The organism is Gemmatimonadota bacterium (assembly GCA_016713785.1).
Classification (GTDB): Bacteria; Gemmatimonadota; Gemmatimonadetes; order Gemmatimonadales; family GWC2-71-9; genus JADJOM01.
The window spans coordinates 2,659,786-2,677,858 of the sequence record JADJOM010000003.1; the positions used below are offsets into that span (position 1 = coordinate 2,659,786).

The window sequence follows — 18,073 nt, forward strand, 5'->3', positions numbered from 1 at the left end:
CGGTGGCGGCCGGGAACGTCAGGTGACATCTTACGTTCGGCGAGGCGGGGAGGGCAGTCGGCCCCGTGGGCCGGTTTCCCGTTTCCCGTTTCCCGCTTCCCGTTGCCCTCTGGCCAATTCCCCTTACCCTCCCGGGCTCATGTTCGCCTTCCTCCGGCGCATCTCCCTGACGTGGTGGATCATCATCTCCATGGTCGTGGGCGTGGTCATCGGCCACTTCGACCATTCGGTCTGGACCGCCACCGACCTCACGCCCTGGCTGCAGCCCTTCTCCTCGATCTTCCTGCGGATGATCAAGTCGATCGTCGCCCCGCTGGTCTTCGCGAGCCTGGTGGTGGGCATCGCGGGGCACGGCGACGACCTCAAGCGGGTGGGCCGGCTGGCCTTCCGTTCGCTGGTGTACTTCGAGGTGGTCACGACCATCGCGCTGGCCATCGGCCTGATCGCGGTCAACTACACCCGCCCCGGCGTCGGCATCGACCTCAACGTCCAGGTCGACTCCACCCAGGTGCAGCAGTTCACCAGCAACACCCCGACCCTGGCCAGCGTGCTGGAGCACACGGTGCCGGCCAGCTTCTTCGAGGCCGCGGCCAAGAACGAGGTGCTGCAGATCGTGTTCTTCGCGATCCTGTTCGCCATCGGCCTGGCGCAGGTGAAGAGCCCCCACAAGCACACCGTCCTCTCATTCCTCGAGGGGGTGTCGGAGGTGATGTTCAAGTTCACCGGGGTGGTGATGCTGTTCGCGCCGATCGGCATCGGGGCCGCCGTGGCGGTGACCGTGGGGCGGAACGGCCTGGGCGTGCTGGGCAACCTGGCCCAGCTGGTGGGCACGCTCTACGGCGCGCTGATCGTGTTCGTGCTGGTGGCGCTCATCCCGGTGGCGCTGCTCTTCAAGATTCCCATCCGCGAGTTCTGGCGCTGGGCCAAGGAGCCGTGGCTCATCGCCTTCTCGACCGCCTCCTCGGAGGCCGCGCTGCCGCTGGCCCTGGAGAACATGGAGAAGTTCGGGGTCCCGAAGCGGATCGTGTCGTTCGTGCTCCCCACCGGGTACTCGTTCAACCTCGACGGCTCCACCCTGTACCTGGCGGTGGCCTCGGTGTTCGTGGCGCAGGCGGCCGGGGTGGACATGCCGATCGGCACCCAGATCCTCATGATGCTGACCCTCATGCTCACCAGCAAAGGGGTGGCCGCGGTGCCCCGGGCCTCGCTGGTGATCCTGGCCGGCACCCTGACCCACTTCCAGCTGCCGCTCGAGGGCATCGCCGTCATCCTCGGCGTGGACGCCCTGATGGACATGGCCCGGACCTCCGTCAACCTGCTCGGCAACTGCCTGGCCTCCGCGGCCATGGCCAAGTGGGAAGGCGAGTGGGGCCCGCCGGCTCCCCCGGCCGTGGCGGCGGCGACCCCGGCGGCCGGCCACTAGGGGCGCCGGGCCCGGCGGCGGGGCCCCCGGCCCCCCCCCCGGGGGGCCCCGCGCACGTTTCACCTCTGCAACCAAATCCCGCCCCCGGCCGTCTAGGGGGCGTCCCCCATCCCAGGATTCCCGCGTCATGCTTGCCAGTCTTGCCCTGCTTGCCCTCGCCACCGGGGCGCCGGCCGTCAGCGCCCCGATCACCAACATCACCTACGACGTCAGCTTCACCCGCGAGACCGCCGCCCGGCGCAGCCTCGAGGTCGGCATGCGGTTCGACGTCTCGGGCAGCGGCGACGTGCTGCTCTCGCTCCCCACCTGGACCCCGGGCGCCTACGAGGTGACCAACTTCGCCCGCTGGGTGTCGGAGTTCAGCGCCGTGGCCGGCGGCCAGGCGCTGCGCTGGGACAAGGTGGACTACGACACCTGGCGCATCCGCACCGGCGGCGCCCGACAGGTGTCGGTGCGCTTCATGGTGTACGCCGACTCGCTCGACAACGCCATGGCCTGGAGCCGCGAGGACTTCGCGTTCTTCAACGGCACCAACCTCTTCCCGTACCCCGAGGGTCGCAGCCTCGAGTTCCCGGCCACGGTGCGCATCCGCACCGAGTCGGAGTGGCTGGTGGCCACCGGGATGCACCGCCGCCCCGACGGCAGCTACGGCGAGCGCAGCTACCACGACCTGGTGGACATGCCGTTCTTCGTGGGCCGCTTCGACCTCGACAGCGCCACCGTCAACGGCCTGACCGTGCGGCTCGCGACCTACCCCGCCGGCACGCTCGCGGGTGCCGCGCGCAGCGCCTTCTGGGACCAGTACCGGCCGCTGTTCGCGCCCCAGGTCCGGGTGTTCGGCGAGACCCCGTACGACAGCTACACCACCCTCATGGTGTTCCCGAAGGATTTCGGCGGCGGCTCCGCCCTGGAGCACCAGAACAGCCACCTCGGCATCTACACCCCCGAGGGGATCGGGCAGGAGTGGGTGGCCTCGGTCACCGCCCACGAGATGTTCCACGCCTTCAACGTGAAGCGCCTGCGGCCGGCGGAGATGGTGCCCTACCGCTACGACGTGTCGCAGCCGACGGTCTGGCTGTGGGTCAGCGAGGGGATCACCGACTACTACGCCGACCTCACGATGGTGCGGGCCGGCGTGATCGACTCCGCGGGGTTCCTCGCCACCACCGGCGGCAAGATCGCCCAGGTGAACCAGTCCCCGGCGGTGGCGCTGGAGGATGCGTCGCTCTCCACCTGGATCCACCCCACCGATGGCACCGGCTACCTGTACTACCCCAAGGGCTCGCTCGCCGGGTTCCTGCTCGACATCATCATCCGCGACGCCAGCGACAACCGGCAGAGCCTCGACGCCGTGATGCGCGAGACCTACGGCGGCACCTTCAAGAAGGGGAAGGGCTTCGGGGCGGCGGAGTGGTGGGGCGCGGTGCGCCGGGCCGCCGGGGGCCGGAGCTTCGACGGCTTCAACGACCGCTACATCGACGGCCGCGAGCCGTTCCCGTACGACACGGTGCTGCCCCTCGCCGGGCTCCGGCTCGTGACCGACAGCATGCGTTCGGCGCGGCTCGGCATCAACACCAGCACCGATTCCACCGGCACCCGCGTGATGGCGGTGGCCCCCGACGGCGCCGCCGGGGCCGCGGGCGTGCAGGCGGGCGACATCCTGCTCGCGCTCGGCGACATCGCGATCACCGGGGAGCCGTCCTTCCAGCAGTTCCGCGCCACCTACGGCGACAAGGACGGGGCCAGCCTGCCGATCCGGGTACGCCGCGGCGACCAGGAACTCACCCTGACGGGCACCGTCCGCCTGGTGGTGCTCACCCAGCAGCGCCTGGTCCTCGACCCGGACGCGAGCGCCAAGGCCCAGCGCATCCGGCACGGCATCTTCACCGGAAGCACCGGGAACTGACCGGGCAGGCACCGACGGCCGGCGCGGGAGCCGGCACGATGCGGGGCGGGGAGCCAGGTGCTCCCCGCCCCGCGTTGCGCTTCAGTCCATGCACACCGGTCAGGCGGGTGGTGAAAAGAGGCCCAGGGCGTCCTCGAGCGGAAGGGCACCGGGGCCGGGCCTGCCCAGTCCGTGCAGCGCGAGGCCGAAGAGGTCGGCGGGTGACCGGCCCTGCTCCCGCAGGTCGCGCACGCTGGTGTCGTGATCCGACTTGCTCAGCTTGGCGCCGCCGGGCTTGCGGAGGAGCGGGTGATGCAGGACACGCGGCGGGTTCGCGACGCCGAGCAGCCGGGCCAGGGCACGCTGCCGTCCGGTCGAGGCCAGCAGGTCCATCCCGCGGATGACGAGGTCCACGCCCTGGTCCCGGTCGTCCACCACCACCGCGAACTGGTAGGTCCAGTTGCCCAGGCGATCCCGGAGCGTGAGGTCGCCACACTGGGCGGCCGGTTCCTGGTGTTGCGTCCCCAGTCGGAGATCATGGAAGCGCACCACACCGGGACGCAACAGTACTCGCGTGGCGCGGCCCGGTCCGTGACTCAGGCCACGATCTCGACAATAGCCGTCATAGGGAACCTCGATGTCGGCACTGACCACGGCGGGTGCGCGCGCCATCACGTCCTGGCGGGAGCAGTCGCAGGCGTACACCCGATGCCCGGCCGCCTCGAGCTGCGCCAGCGCCGCCAGGTAGGCGGGGCCGTTGTCGCTCTGGCGATAGGGTGTCGGGCCGCGACGGAAGACCGCCGGCGGCGCGATGTCCGGCACGAAGCCCAGCCACTCGAGGTCCTCGAGCAGCGCGGCCTCGTACCCGGGCCGGCAGCGCTGCCGATCATGATCCTCGATCCGCAGCAGCACCTCGGCGCCGCGGGCCCGCGCCTCACCCCACACGGTCAGCGCGTTGGCGACGTGCCCGAGATGGAGGTAGCCGGTGGGAGCGGGGGCGAAGCGGGTGCGCATGCCGGAAGAAAACGGGAAGCGGGAGAAGGGAAAAGGGAAAAGGGAAACGGGAAAAGGGAAACGGGAACCAGGCCCACCTCCCGCTTCCCGTTTCCCACGTTCCTCAGCTGATCCCGACCTGGACTCCGTGGGTCAGCGTCTGCGCCACCACGCAGTAGCGCTCGGTGAGTTCCAGCAGCTTCTGCCGCTGCTCGGGCGTGGCATCGCTGTCCAGCTCCACCCGGAGCCGGACGGCCGTGAGCCCGACGGGCACCTCCCGGCTCACGCCGAGGGTGCCCCGCGCGTCCCAGTCCCCTTCCGCATGGATGGCGCCGGCGCGGATCGGGATCCCCATGGCCATTGCCACGGCGCTCAGCGTGACCCCGGCGCAGGCCGCCAGCGCCTCGAGGACGATGTCCCCGGAGCAGCGCAGGGTGCCGTCGCCACCGGTGGCGGGATGGAGGCCGGCGCGGACCACCTGCCCGCCCATCGTCACGTCGCAGCTCACCGTGCCCGGGACCAGGGTGGCGGTGGCCCGCGAGGTGACCCGCGCCGTGGCGGGGTCGTGGCGGTAGCGGTCCTTGAGGGGGGCCTGGAGGGCCCGAAGATCAGCAGGGGTCATGTGAACTGACGGGAAACGGGAAAAGGGAAAAGGGAAGCGGGAACCGGTGCAGGGAACATATCCCCACGCCACCGCTTCCCGCTTCCCGCTTCCCGCTTCCCCCCGTTGTTGCTACGCCACCGGCGCCACCGCCCCCTCGTCCCGGCGCCGGAGGTCGGCCAGCGAGGCCTGGATCCGGTCGGTCATCCGCCGCTCCTCGCGCAGGGTCTCCAGCAGCCCCTCCGCGCGGCGGGTCTCCAGCGCGAGTGCCGCGGCCTTCTCCAGGAAGTGGTCCACCTGGGCCTTCTGGGCCAGCAGCGTCTCCAGCGCGCCGCGGACGTCGATCACCAGGGTCTCGGCGTGGGCCAGCCGCTCCTCGGTGCGGTCCAGCTGCCGGCGGCGCTCCTCGAGCGTGCGCAGCATCCCGCCGGCGTCGCCGAGGCGCTCCAGCAGCCCGTCGAGCTCGGCGCGGGTGCGCGCCAGCTGCGGATGGGCCTCCACCACCGCGCGCGCGTCGGCCTGGGTGCGCTCCGCCACCTCGAACAGCGCCCGGATCTCGCCCTGGAGCGCGCCGATGGTGGCCTGCCGCACCGAGGCCTGCTCCATGGCCTGCGCCAGCTGCTGCTCCGCGCCCCGCCACTCGGCCAGGCGGGCCTCGAAGCCGTTGAGCCGCTCCTGCATGGTGGAGAGCGACGCCACCCGGCCATCGAGCTCGCGGGCCAGGACCTCGGTGGCCTGCAGCCGCTCGCCCGCCCGGGTGAGCACCTCGTCCATCTCGTGGGTGCGGGTGGCGAGGAGCTGCGCCGCCTCCGCCGCCTCCTGCCGAAGGGTGGTGGCCCGCTCCAGGTGCTCGGCCGCGCGGGCCAGCGCCGCCTGCCGCTGGTCCACCTCGCGGGCCAGGTCGTGCATCTTGTCGGAGAGCTGGGTGAGACCCTTCGCCTTGTGCTCCACCCCGCTCACCGTGCCTTCGACCTCGCGCACCCGCTGCTCCATCTCGCGCAGCTCCGCGCTCACGCTCACCAGCTGGTTTCCGGTGCGGTTCACCTCGTCGAGCCGCGGCCCCATGGTGTCGAGCCGGTCCTCGGCGCCGGCCAGGCGCTCGGTGAGCGCGCGGGCCCGCTCCTCGATCGACGCGCCGAGCTGCGACACGCCACCCAGCTGCTGCTGCACCTCCTCCACCAGGCCGCGCCGGGTCTCGACCACGTTGAGCGACGCGGCCAGCTGGTCCACCTCGCGCCGCAGGGTGTCGAGCAGGGTGCGCTGGCGGTCCAGGCCGGTGAGGTCGCCCTTGAGGGCGGCCATCTGGCGTTCGGCCTCGCCGAGCCAGGTGCGGGTGCCCTCCACGCGGCCGCGGGTGTCGGTCATCTCCTGCCGCGCGGTGCGCAGCTGCTCCAGCGCGTCGCGGATGGCCTCCCCGGTAGCGGAGAGGGACTGCAGGTCGCGGACGGTGCGCTCCAGCACCGGCCGGGATTCCTCGAGGCGGCAGGTGCGCTCGGTGAGCCCGCCGATGTTCTCCTCCAGCCGCTCCAGGTCGCTGAGCCCGGCGCGGGCCCGCGCGCCCAGCTCCGTGATGCGGCCCAGCTCGCCGCCCAGCTCGCCGACCTGCGCGGTGAGCGCGTCGGCCCGTGCCGCGGCGCCGGTGATCGCCTCCGCGCCGGCGGCGAGGGCGGAGAAGCGGCCTTCCCACTCATTGAGGTTGCGGCGCAGGTCGCCCACCCGCTGCGACACCCCTTCCATCCCGCGGCTCTCGAGCTGGATCCGTTCGGCGTGCTGCTCGAGCGCCTCGCGCAGCAGCGCGAGCGAGCGATCGGCGCCCGACTGCCCCGACTCGATCCGGTCCAGCCGCTCGGCCACCTGCAGGGTGCGGTCGTGCATCCCCGAGTGGTGCTCGGCCAGCTGGTCGAGCTCGGCGCGGAGGTCGCCCAGGGTGCGGGTGATGTCGGCCTGGCGCTCCAGGCCCTGGTCGGCGCGCTGCATGAGGCTGGTGAGGTGCTCGAGCTTGGCGGTGGCGCGGTCGATCTGGTCCCGCTGCTGGTCGAGCAGCGCCACCTTCTGGCCCACCTGGTCGGCGGTGGCGCGCACGCCGGCGAGCTGGCGCCGGGTCTGGGCCACCGACTCCGCCATCGGGCCGAGGTCGGCGAGCAGCTGCTCCATGCCGGCGATGCGATGCTCGGTCTCGCCCAGCGTCCGGGCGATGCGCTGCCAGTCGCCGTCGAAGGACTCGATCCGGCCGCTGGCCGCCTTGTACTGGCCCAGCGTCTTCTCGTGCTGCTCGCGCAGCCGGGCCAGCTCGCCGCGGAAGGCCTCGCCCTGGGAGGAGAGGGTGTCCATCTCGCCCCGCAGCTGGCGGAAGGGGCCCTCGAGCGCCAGGAAGCCGGCGAGGTCGTCCTTGAGCGCCATGGTGCGCGCCACCTGCTCCTGCACCAGCGCGGCCTCGCCGCGGGTGCGCTCGATCCCGCGGCCGATGTCCGCCAGGTCCGACTCGAGCTGGTTGCGGGTGCCCACCAGGGTGGCGAGCTGCCGTTCCGCCGCGCCGAAGCGTCCCGCCAGCTCCTCGACCCCCGCCAGCTGCCGCTCGATGGTGCTCACCCGCTCGCCGAGCGTGCTCAGCCGCTGCAGCTGGCCGATCGAGCGATCGGCGTGCTGCACCAGCTGCTCGAGGCTGGCCCGCTGGGTGTCGAGGCGGCTGACGAGTTGCGCGAGCTGGGCCAGCTCTTCGGCGGAGGCACCGCCGCGCAGGGTCTTGAGAAAGGTGGACATGGGTCTGGAGTCCTCGGGGATCGGGCGGCACGGGAGACCGGCCGGCGGCTGCCGACGCGGACCCACAGAGTACGGCGAAGGACGTGTGGACACCGGTGGGCTGGATCACAGGCGAGCGCTTGCATTCTGCGAGCGTGCCGACGCCGCGGCCCGGAATCCGGCCCGGGACGGGAACGCCGGGCGGCACAAGCGATTGCGGCGGCGCACCGGGCCGGCGCGGGCGAGTGTGGCACGGCCGCCGCGGCAGTCGCGGAGGGCGCGCTGTGACGGGTGACCGCGCGGCGGGCGGTCCCGGGCGCTCTATTGCGGAGATCCCTGCGCCTGTCCCCCATCCATGGCGGTCATGCACGTGCTCCTGGCGGACGGTTCCATCCCCTGGATGCTCGTGGCCGGCATCGTCGCCGGCCTGGCCCTGGCCCTCCTGGCGGGGGTGGCCCGGGCGCGGCTGGCGCACCGATCGGTGCGGGCGCTGCTGCATCCGCTGGCGGGCGCCGACGGGCGGCTCGCGATCTACCTGCGGGGGCTGTTCGTGCCGGGCCACGAGTATTACAGCCGGGCCCCGGAGGACCCGCGCCATCCCGCGGGGGGGCTGACCGTCCACAAGTGGGCGCGGGTGGATGGGGTGCATGCGGCGGCCGACGTGCAGGCGGCGACGACGCTGCTGCGCCTCCTGGCCGCGGCCTGTCCCCGCGTGGTGCCCACCCTCGAGGCTGGTGAGCCGGGCCGTCCGGCGTGGGGTGAGCACGGGATCATCGTGGGACCGCACCACCTCGCCTACCAGGTCCTTGATGGCTGCGCCCCGCGGCTGGCCAGCGTCCGTCCATCGGCATCGGTGCGGCTGCTGGGGTCGGGCACGGTGTTCGAGGCGCGGGAGGGACTCGACTTCGGGCTGATCTACAAGGGAGAGCGGACCGGGGTGCGGCGGAGCTACCTGCTGGTCACCGGCCTGGGCGACGCCGGCACCATCGCCGCGGCGGAGTTCCTGGCCCGGCACGCCGCGGGGCTTGGTCGCCTGGTGGGGCGGCGCGCGTTTGCCCTGGTGGTGGCGGTCCACCCGGCGCGGGGCCCGGCGAGCGCGACGCTGCAGGGGATCGAGCCGCGCCCCGCCTGGTGGCGCCGGATGCTCCATGGGAAGGACTGGCAGGCGCTCCGCGCGGCGGCGGCCGCGCTTCCGGCCACCCGTGCCGGGCGGGTCACCGGGGGGCAGCCGGCGGTGGCGGTGCCGACCCCACCCGCGCGCCCAGTGGCGGTGGCGCCGGCGGGCGCGGAGGTGCGGGAGGACTAGCGGGTGCCGGACCAGCGCCGGCCGCCGCGCTGCATGGGGGGCACGACATCCCAGGCCCGAACCGCTTGCCGGTCTGCGCTTCCTAGTGGTCCTAGTTCGGGGAGGTCCGCCCTCAGCTCCGAGGCTCCGATCCTGAGCGGCCCTGAAACGGGGGAAAGGTCACCAGCCCCTGTGGGCGACGCCTCCATCGAGCAATGGGTCACTCCTTTGGACGTCTCGATCCCCGGAACGGCCTGTGCGCCGTCTTCATAAGCCACCTGTACAACGAGGCGCCAATCCAGATCCAGGTTCCCAAGACACCGCACAACACAAACGGGGCGGAGGCCAGTAGTAGCAACTCACAGCCGAGGAAATAGCCACCGACTCCGACCAGCGCTGCAATGACCGTACTGAGAGCATAGAAGGCCCCACTCATCATGCCTGCGGAACGGGGGTCGGGAAGCGGACGGCCTAGCACACGCATACCTATTCCTCCCAGCGTTGGCAACAACCGACAACGCGACTGACCGCGAGTTAGGTGAGACAGAGCCCACCAATAATCGTGGGGCGGCGTCCGAAGAACCGCCTCCACAGATCGCGCAGGACCCTGAAAATTGGCGGTGAGGCAATCGTGGTGGCCTTCTGTACTCCAATCGATGCCTGCACCCCGATTCCCGCCCCAAACCTCGGAAATACCCCGGAGCCCAGCCCATAGTCACCATTCTCATCACGAGTGGCGGCAATGCCCCCGCTCCACCCAAGCCCAGCGTTTGCTTGAGCAACGACCGCGCTCGCCTCACTGATTCCAACGGGCAGGTCACCGCTTGAGCTGGAGAGGCCCCCTGTTGCACCTACACCAGCGAACGCTCCACCACCATATGAAGCTGACGCTGTGAAGGTGACGAACAACTGGCCCGACGAGGTAAACCCGCCGGTGACGCCGCCCCCGACAAATGGCCCAGGAATCAGCGCAAGCCCGCCGATAAGCCCGGAGCTGCCGCCAGAGAACTGCCACTCGGTGCCCGAGGGATCGAGGAGATCGATGGGATCTTGTGCGGCATACGCGACAAGGTTTGTTCCGCCGGCAAGGAACCCCACCGGATCCTTCGCCGTCCACCGCCCCGCTGCCGGATCATAGTCCCGCGCCCCGAACCGCACCAACCCCGTCGCCGCGTCCGTGAGCCCGCCCGCGAACCCGAACGGCTGGAAGCCCGCCCCGCTGTCGGCGAGGACATTCCCCCAGGCATCGTAGGTGGTCCACTGCGCCACCGCGCCGGTGGCGGTGTCCACCACCGCCCGGACGCTCCCCAAATGGTCGGTCACCAGACGATACACCGCCCCGCCCCGGACCAGGTAGTCCGGCACGTTGCCCCGGCTGCCGTAGACGAAGCGGCTCACCATGGCGCCGGTGCTGTCGAGCTCCGCGATGGGGTTGAGCTGGTTCTGGTACAGCCAGCGGTGGGTGACCGCGCCGTTCCACTTCCGGCCCACCCGCCGGTTCTGGCCGTCGATCAGGTACTCGACGCTGTCGCCGGTCGGCAGCACCACCTTGAGGAGGTTGCCCAGCGCGTCGTACTGGTAGCGGGTCTGGGCGCCGCTGGCCGAGTCGGTCTTGGTCTGGAGTTCCCCGTTCGAGCCGTAGGCGTAGAGGGTGACCACCCCGCCGCTGGTGGCGCTCCGGGTGAGCCGGTCCTGGGCGTCGTAGCTGGAGCTGACCGTCCCCAGGGCGGTGGTGAGGCTGGTGCGGTTGCCGTTGGAGTCGTAGGCGAAGGCCTGGTGCAGCGCCCCGTCGAGCGAGTCGCGGAGCAGGCGGCCCACCCCGTCATAGACGTAGCTCCAGCGCCGCACCTGGAGCGTGCCCCCGGCCTCCCGGGCCGAGTCGGTGAGCTGGGTGATCCGGCCCAGGCTGTCCCGCACGTAACCGGTGCCGAGGAGGGTGGTGCCGCTCCGGGCCTGGTGGAGGCCGGCCAGCTCCCCGCGACTGGTGTAGCTGTAGCTCCCCCGGACGGGGCCCAGGGTATCGGCCAGCAACAGGCCATGGGTGCCACTGCGGCCCAGGCGGAGCGCCCCCGCCGCCACCAGCAGCCCGTCGCGGTCGTAGCTGAAGCTCACGGTGCTCGTGCCGTGGACCGTCTGGGTCTTGACCCGGAAGGCGCTGTCGTAGGCCACCTGGACGCTGTCCCGGAGCGGGCCGGCCCAGGTCACCTTGGTGGGGAGGCTGCCGTCATAGGCAAACTTGAGCGTGTCGTTCCCCGGCGCGGTGATCCGGGTCAGGTTGCCGCTGGCGGCGCTGTAGCTGAACCCGAGCGTCCCGCGGTCGAACTGCACGGTGCTCGGCCGCCCGGCGGTGTCGTAGCCGAAGCGCACGGCGATGGAGTCGGGCCGGACGATGCTGTCCCTGTCTCCCCTGCGAGACGTCGCTAGTCCGATCGTGACGGGACGAACTCGAAGGGCTGAGAACCATCACCTTCTTTGTAGTCAAATGCCTCGATCCTCCTTAACTCAGCTGGCCGATTGATGAATGCCACTATCTGGCGGGCCGCCGCCGGGGAGGCCAAATGCTCTATGGAGCGCAATGCCGAGACTGGATCCACGTCGAGCCGCGCAGCCGCGTGACACAACAGCGCGAGTGGCGTGAGACTATCCCGCAGATCTTGACTGAAGTCCTCCAGGGCAAGGGCAGCGAAACCTTGCTGCAATTCCTCCGACGACCGCAATCCTATGGCTCTGGCAGCCCGCTCTTTGGCGAACCAGAGCAACAACGCCGACATGTTAGCGTTCATGCGACTCCTGACTTTCTCGCGAAGGATGTCATCGCGCCCATTCACCACTTCCAAAAGAGAATGGATCGCCCCTTCCGCGGCCCGCCTCCCCGTGGCGCCGCGGAGGTCCCTTGCGCCGAGCGTCGTGAGCGTCTCCAGTATCCTGTCCAACTCGGTAGTCCCGGCCATTTGCTCTCGTCCTAATCGGATGCTGCGGATGGGGCGATGCCTACGTGATGTCAGGTACCCCAATCCATGCCCTACTGATACCGCCCACCCGAGCCACCCTGGTGCCTGCCAGTAGCCAGGTCGACGGAGAACGGTACGACGGTCCCACCAGTAGGATCGGAAGCCTCACCGGCGAGGTGGTTCCCTCGGATGCCCAAGATGCGGATTCCGTCGATTGAGACTCGTTCGCTGACCCAACGTATCCCCTGCTCGCCCAATCCAGCCAGTTGGGTGTACCCTGTCAACACAAGGACTTTCTGCTCCGGAGCAGGGAGGACCTCACAAACCGGGGAGATGGGAACCTCGAACCAGTCGCGGGGCATGTCAGTGCGAACAGCGACCGCCAATCCCTTGGACACAACCAATAGCCTGTGCAGATGAGGGGTACTGGCCACCAAGTCCAAGGCATCTCCGGTTGGTGATCCGAACGCGAACACGCCAAGCCAGGACCTACCGCCGACCGGCGAGACGCGCACGATCATCCCATCGTGCCCGGTCGCACTGGACCCGCCAGGGAAGTAGTACCTTGGCTCGTCGACCGCACCGCTGGGAAGTGAGGCTGGTGCGGCGTCGAAGCTCTTGGGAAACGCCCACAGTTGCCGGACCACGGTGCCGACCCTCTCAGAAGGGGTTGAAATAGCGGTGGGTGATGACCCCATTGAAATCCTTGTAGAACTGGAACACTCCCTCTATCGCCCGTCCACCCACACGGAGTCCACCGGGGATTTCCAGGCTCGTGTAGGCGGCGCCATCACCTCCAATGAACGTTGATACCCGACCGGCTGACTCAAACGCATGCACGCTCTCGCTGAAGCCATGTTGGATGGGGTCCCTGAGGTTCTTTGCCAGGACCTCGGGTGAGTAGCTGGTGCCCTCGAAGAATGACGTGGCCGATCTGGCCGCGCTAAGCTCACCGGCAACCCACCCACCACCAAGGGCAAGGCTGGTCTTCCACCACGTATCCGGCGTCCACAGCGCCGCGAATAGCCCTCCGCCCAACGCCGCCGCGCGCTGCAGACCCGAGGCCGATGGATCACAAAAGACCGAGCGGTAGTAGTTGAGAGCGGCTTCACCATCTCGCGGGAGGAACCACGACAAACCGGTCGGGTCAATCCGGTTCACCGGGTCACCGCCAACATGCGCGTACAGGGCGAGGTCCGGGGGAAGCAGACCAATCGGATCCTTCGCCGTCCACCGCCCCACCGCGGGATCATAGTCCCGCGCCCCGAACCGCACCAACCCCGTCGCACTGTCCGTGAGCCCGCCCGCGAACCCGAACGGCTGGAAGCCCGCCCCACTGTCCGCGAGGACGTTGCCCCAGGCGTCGTAGGCGGTCCACTGCGCCACCGCGCCGGTGGCGGTGTCCACCACCGCCCGGACGCTCCCCAAATGGTCGGTCACCAGACGATACACCGCCCCGCCCCGGACCAGGTAGTCCGGCACGTTGGCCCGGCTGCCGTAGACGAAGCGGCTCACCAGCGCGCCGGCGCTGTCGAGCTCCGCGATGGGGTTGAGCTGGTTCTGGTACAGCCAGCGGTGGGTCACCGCCCCGTTGAGCTTCCGCCCGACGCGGCGGTTCTGGCCGTCGATCAGGTACTCGACGCTGTCGCCGGTCGGCAGTACCACCGTGAGGAGGTTGCCCAGGGCGTCGTACTGGTAGCGGGTCGGGGCGCCGGTGGCGGAGTCGGTCTTGGTCTGGAGTTCCCCGTTCGAGCCGTAGGCGTAGAGCGTCACCACCCCGCCGCTGGTGGCGCTCCGGGTGAGGCGGTCCTGGGCGTCGTAGCTGGAGCTGACCGTGCCCAGGGCGGTGGTCAGGCTGGTGCGGTTGCCGTTGGAGTCGTAGGCGAAGGCCTGGTGCAGCGTTCCGTCGAGCGAGTCGCGGGGTCCAGCCGGGGCAGCGCGGCGAATGAGTCACCCGAGCGGATTGTCACCGAACGAGAGTTCTATCAGCGCGTCGTCGACCCCCTCGTCGGTCAGGTACTTGTGCCCTGGCGCGCCATGGACAAGGAGTGAGTCTACCTTCTCCACCGCCCACTCCCACTGCCCCTCCGACGTGACCCACCAAAGGACGCCAACGCGCTCCTGCGCGCTCGAGGAAGAGCGTCCCTCGTCAGGGCGCCAACAACGGCAGCACCAACCGTAGTAGCAGGGAGGGAGCGCAACCAGGACGACCGCGCGGGCGACCGGCGGCGCAGCACCAACCGCCCCACGCTCGCGGCCCGTACCCAAGGGAGGGGAGGACACTTCCGCGGGCGGTCCAAGCCTCGCAACGTGTGCCGCCCTTCAGAGGCGCGTGCGTATTCGGCATGAGGGCTGCGATGAAGTACCCCCGCTCCCCCGCGCGAGATCGCACTTGACGGGCGGATGACGTAGCCTTCAGCGTCTCCGGCGCGGACGGGGAAGCCCTTGACCGCTTCCGCACACCAAGGCCCGGAGACGAGACTCTTGCAATCGACTCAACTCAATCTCCAGACCAAGGAGGCTGGTTGGTAGCGCTAACGCACGGACATCCTCGAATAGTACATCGACCTGGCCGGCTTTTCAGATGCTGTGCTCTAAGCAATAGCAGCCGGTGACTTACCGAATAGGACCACACTTGGAATGGGCGATCCCACTTCAGGCGGGCACCCCACTCATGACTTGAAGCAATGTCCCACGAGCCGCCCGTCATTGGTATGCTCCTGAGCGGCCGTGGCGCAGCGGGTCCCTATCCCGTAGTTGGTTGGGCAGCCGGTTCACGGCGCAAAGGGATTGAGGAGCACCTGTCCACCACGGTTCACGAATGTGACCTGTGATAGCCTTACCGGCCTGATAGAGCATTCCCATTTCAAAGTCGGTGAATCGGCCGGATTGAGACAGGCCCCACGCCGCCCCCATGACCTGGTCATGTGGATGGTCCCTCCCCGACATCCCTTCAACGCTCAGCGGTAATCCCGAGGCAGCGGGATTCAGCAATGCTCGCTGCAACTCTGGAATGAACTCTGGCACCCAATCTCCGACCGCCAACCAAGCCGCCACGTCTGCAAGGCCATGCTCCGCGAGACCCAGGACAATGTGATCGGCAGACACGCTGGGACCAAGGGCCAGCGGCAGGGCGCACCAGCACCGAGAACGCCAGAGGCAGCGATCGTTGATAGTGCCAAACCAGTCTTTGCCCCAGCGATTGTCCCCGCGTAGGGTCGCCGCCGCAGAGCGCTTCGGAATCCAGCTTGGATTGCAGCTGCTGCCGCGACTGAAAGCCCAATGAACTCGACAAGGCATCCATCCCAGATGCAGAGCCCCCGGTGATGTCTGTCCGTCCAACTGGGCTGGATCCGACATACGAATAGAGCGGAACCATAACCCCGGCGAACCCAACCGGATCCTTCGCCGTCCACCGCCCTATGGTCGGATCGTAATCCCGCGCCCCGAACCGCACCGAAGCCCGTCGCGCCGTCCGTGAGCCCGCCCGCGAACCCGAACGGCTGGAACCCCGCCCCGCTGTCCGCGAGGACGTTGCCCCAGGCGTCGTAGCTGGCCCACTGCACCACCGCGCCGATGGCGGTGTCCACCACCGCCCGGACGCTCCCAGGTGGTCGGTCACCAGACGATACACCGCCCCGCCTGAAGGGCGGCGGGCGCCCTATTGATGAGACTGCCGACGCGGCCAGGGTTCGCCCTAGTGGCGCTTTCGCCGGTGCCCACGCACCCTAGTTGTCGTCTGAGGAACGCGATCAACCTCCAAGAAGGGCCTACCGATGCGGAAGAACCCGTGGCACTCGGTCAAGCAGAGCACCACCATGTCTGCAGCAACTGCAACACTGGCAACAACATTGAACGGGAGAATTTGCGCGAAGGCACAGGTGGCAAGCCACTGTGCAAGGAGTGCCACGACCTGATTGCGCGGGAGGGTGTTAGCCGCGACAGGGGATGTCAAGAGAGCAGGGCGCCCGATTCGCACCGTGACCGATGAATGGAAAAGGACGAAGGTGCGGGCTCCATTCCATGAGACACCTCTAGGGCGCCATCACGGCCCGCCGTCCATGCTTTCGCACTGTCGGAGTAGAGTAACCTGCGAGCCTTCTTGGCGATCAGCGCGATGAGCCGGCCGCAGCTCCTGCAGTTGGTGCCTGTGCCGAGCTGGAGGGAGTCGGTGCGGGGCACAGGCACCGGGCTGCCGCTGGTCAGCAGCCCCCCGATTGGAGCAACCCGCCCTTATCGGGCTGGTCCATTCCAGGCCTGACCGGGGCCCACCCTGTCCGGCATCTACCGCGAGACGATGGCTCCAGTGGGGCCCCTATTGCAGGGAGCCCAGCTGCGTGCGCCCCCCTTCACGTTCCACCAGAAGGCCGCGAAGCAGTGGGCGAACGGTCGGGTGAGGCCGGGCCTCCCGGCCCTTGGTGGGAACACTACAGGCATGAGCCTGTCACTCGCGCCTGGGTGGAAATTCCCGCAATGGCAGGTAGCTATAGCAGTCTGCCGCGAGCAGTCGCGCTTATCGGCATCGCGGATCAGTCGCGTCATCTCGTCAACCCATCGCGCCCCCCGCCCCTTTACGGAGCGGAAGGCACGGCCATAGGAAATCCTCGCGGATGAGAGCCAGATACTGAGACGGTTCTTATCTCCTGAGCCAGAACACGCTCCCTCGAGAACAAATGCCAGAACTCGACTTCCCTCGCGTCTGCCATACTGGCCTGCGCAAGCCCGGAGAAGCTCCTGCAACCGCGGGAAGCCACCGTCGCGGAGGGGGTCCTGACACCCCTTCGCCGCCGCATAGCCGGGGTCCAGCACAGTGAAGTAGAGCGCCACGAGATCCAGCAGGACGGCGAGATCATACTCGCCCGCCGCGATGGCGTTTTCGTAGGGCCGCGATGGCTTGGACGGGCGCATCTTGACGATCGAACGCACGCGCCGCACTGAGCGTCACCTGAATGCTCCTGGGAGGTTAACACCTGCATTTCGGATCATTCCCGCTTGGACCCAACCTCGACCCAAACTTGCCCGCTGCGAAATGCCTGACTGAATCCTGACACCGGCGCGAAGCGCAGGGGCTGCAAGGAGACCGGGATTGGCGTTCGCGGGATCGCCTGCGACGCGCTCGAAGAGACCTGGCATACCGCTGCATTGAGGACACGGTCGTTGGATTGACGTGCCCGCTCGCGTTACGGAACACGTGGCCCGCATTGGCCTAATCGAAGCGGGTAGTTGTGTACCACCAGCGGCTCCAACGGACACGGTCGGCTGGCTCGACGCCGTTGCAGCTGGCGCCGAGCACCCGGCCCCGAGGCCCAACGCCGCCCCAGCAAGGGCAGCCTCCCCCAGGTTCAGGCAGGCGAGCTGGTAGCCATTCCTGAACTGTTGCCAGGCGATGTCGATCGCGATGAACGCGGCCACCATCCCAACAAGTACAATCGGGACAACCGCACCCGATGGATCCTGAAGATCCACTGGGTCATTCGCCGAATAGAGCATATGTCCCCGATTCACCACCTGAGAACCCGACCGGATCCTTCGCCGTCCACGCCCCACCGCGGGATCATAGTCCCGCGCCCCGAACCGCACCAACCCCGTCGCCGCGTCCGGTGAGCCCGCCCGCGAACCCGAACGGCTGGAAGCCCGCCCCGCTGTCGGCGAGGACATTCCCCCAGGCATCGTAGGTGGTCCACTGCGCCACCGCGCCGGTGGCGGTGTCCACCACCGCCCGGACGCTCCCCAGATGGTCGGTCACCAGACGATACACCGCTCCGCCCCGGACCAGGTAGTCCGGCACGTTGGCCCGGCTGCCGGACACGAACCGGCTCACGGGCGCGCCGGCGCTGTCGGAGTTCCGCGATGGGGTTGAGCTGGTTCTGGTACAGCCAGCGGTGGGTCACCACCCCGTTCAGCTTCCGCCCGACGCGGCGGTTCTGGCCGTCGATCCGGTACTCGACGCTGTCGCCGGTCGGCAGTACCACCTTCCGGAGGAGGTTGCCCAGGGCGTCGTACTGGTAGCGGGTCTGGGCGCCGGTGGCGGAGTCGGTCTTGGTCTGAGTTCCCCGTTCGAGCCGGTAGGCGTAGAGCGTCACCACCCCGCCGCTGGTGGCGCTCCGGTGAGCCGGTCCTGGGCGTCGTAGCTGTTGCTCACCGTCCCCAGGGCGGTGGTGAGGCTGGTGCGGTTGCCGTTGAGTCGTAGGCGAAG

11 protein-coding genes and 2 pseudogenes are annotated in these 18,073 nt (G+C 69.1%); 3 read left to right on the forward strand and 10 right to left on the reverse strand.

Annotated elements, in window-relative coordinates; translation table 11 throughout:
* The first annotated feature begins 139 nt into the window (after positions 1–139).
* Positions 140–1,423 carry a dicarboxylate/amino acid:cation symporter gene (locus IPJ95_20040; protein ID MBK7925898.1) on the forward strand — a complete coding sequence of 428 codons (1,284 nt, stop codon included), beginning with the start codon at positions 140–142 and terminating at the stop codon, positions 1,421–1,423.
* 127 nt (positions 1,424–1,550) lie between these two features.
* Positions 1,551–3,329 (forward strand): M61 family metallopeptidase, encoded by a 1,779-nt coding sequence (locus tag IPJ95_20045; protein MBK7925899.1) that lies wholly within the window; start codon positions 1,551–1,553, stop codon positions 3,327–3,329.
* A gap of 99 nt (positions 3,330–3,428) precedes the next feature.
* On the opposite strand, the gene IPJ95_20050 is transcribed toward IPJ95_20045, so the two are convergent.
* The 3 genes from IPJ95_20050 to IPJ95_20060 form a co-directional block, all read right to left on the reverse strand.
* Entirely contained in the window at positions 3,429–4,322 is an 894-nt protein-coding gene (locus IPJ95_20050) for a hypothetical protein (protein ID MBK7925900.1), read from the reverse strand.
* Positions 4,323–4,425: 103 nt separating this feature from the next.
* Positions 4,426–4,923: an OsmC family protein gene (locus tag IPJ95_20055; GenBank protein MBK7925901.1), complete on the reverse strand. Its 498-nt coding sequence runs from the start codon at positions 4,921–4,923 to the stop codon at positions 4,426–4,428.
* A gap of 111 nt (positions 4,924–5,034) precedes the next feature.
* Entirely contained in the window at positions 5,035–7,662 is a 2,628-nt protein-coding gene (locus IPJ95_20060; GenBank protein MBK7925902.1) for a hypothetical protein, read from the reverse strand.
* Positions 7,663–8,005: 343 nt separating this feature from the next.
* Between IPJ95_20060 and IPJ95_20065 the strand changes: the two genes are divergently transcribed.
* Positions 8,006–8,947 (forward strand): hypothetical protein, encoded by a 942-nt coding sequence (locus tag IPJ95_20065; protein ID MBK7925903.1) that lies wholly within the window; start codon positions 8,006–8,008, stop codon positions 8,945–8,947.
* A 513-nt stretch (positions 8,948–9,460) separates the two neighbouring features.
* On the opposite strand, the gene IPJ95_20070 is transcribed toward IPJ95_20065, so the two are convergent.
* The 7 genes and pseudogenes from IPJ95_20070 to IPJ95_20100 form a co-directional block, all read right to left on the reverse strand.
* Positions 9,461–11,293: a hypothetical protein gene (locus IPJ95_20070; GenBank protein MBK7925904.1), complete on the reverse strand. Its 1,833-nt coding sequence runs from the start codon at positions 11,291–11,293 to the stop codon at positions 9,461–9,463.
* A gap of 53 nt (positions 11,294–11,346) precedes the next feature.
* A complete protein-coding gene (locus tag IPJ95_20075) occupies positions 11,347–11,877 on the reverse strand; it encodes a hypothetical protein (protein MBK7925905.1) in 531 nt (176 codons plus the stop codon).
* 660 nt (positions 11,878–12,537) lie between these two features.
* On the reverse strand, positions 12,538–13,650 hold the full coding sequence (locus IPJ95_20080) for an RHS repeat-associated core domain-containing protein (protein ID MBK7925906.1): 1,113 nt from the start codon (positions 13,648–13,650) through the stop codon (positions 12,538–12,540).
* Positions 13,651–13,653: 3 nt separating this feature from the next.
* Positions 13,654–13,824 (reverse strand): annotated as a pseudogene (locus IPJ95_20085) (RHS repeat protein).
* 1,006 nt (positions 13,825–14,830) lie between these two features.
* Positions 14,831–15,566 (reverse strand): annotated as a pseudogene (locus IPJ95_20090) (RHS repeat-associated core domain-containing protein).
* Between the two features lie 1,812 nt (positions 15,567–17,378).
* Positions 17,379–17,960, reverse strand: a complete 582-nt coding sequence (locus IPJ95_20095; GenBank protein ID MBK7925907.1) for a hypothetical protein — start codon at positions 17,958–17,960, stop codon at positions 17,379–17,381.
* Positions 17,957–18,073, reverse strand: a 117-nt coding sequence (locus IPJ95_20100) for a hypothetical protein (GenBank protein ID MBK7925908.1), incomplete at its 5' end; no start/stop codon positions are given. The genes IPJ95_20100 and IPJ95_20095, both read right to left, overlap by 4 nt.

Bases quoted from the DNA above. Each gene is read 5' to 3' on its own strand.
- IPJ95_20040 (MBK7925898.1), top strand. From the start codon at position 140: ATGTTCGCCTTCCTCCGGCGCATCTCCCTGACGTGGTGGATCATCATC.
- IPJ95_20045 (MBK7925899.1), top strand. From the start codon at position 1,551: ATGCTTGCCAGTCTTGCCCTGCTTGCCCTCGCCACCGGGGCGCCGGCC.
- IPJ95_20050 (MBK7925900.1), bottom strand. From the start codon at position 4,322: ATGCGCACCCGCTTCGCCCCCGCTCCCACCGGCTACCTCCATCTCGGG.
- IPJ95_20055 (MBK7925901.1), bottom strand. From the start codon at position 4,923: ATGACCCCTGCTGATCTTCGGGCCCTCCAGGCCCCCCTCAAGGACCGC.
- IPJ95_20060 (MBK7925902.1), bottom strand. From the start codon at position 7,662: ATGTCCACCTTTCTCAAGACCCTGCGCGGCGGTGCCTCCGCCGAAGAG.
- IPJ95_20065 (MBK7925903.1), top strand. From the start codon at position 8,006: ATGCACGTGCTCCTGGCGGACGGTTCCATCCCCTGGATGCTCGTGGCC.
- IPJ95_20075 (MBK7925905.1), bottom strand. From the start codon at position 11,877: ATGGCCGGGACTACCGAGTTGGACAGGATACTGGAGACGCTCACGACG.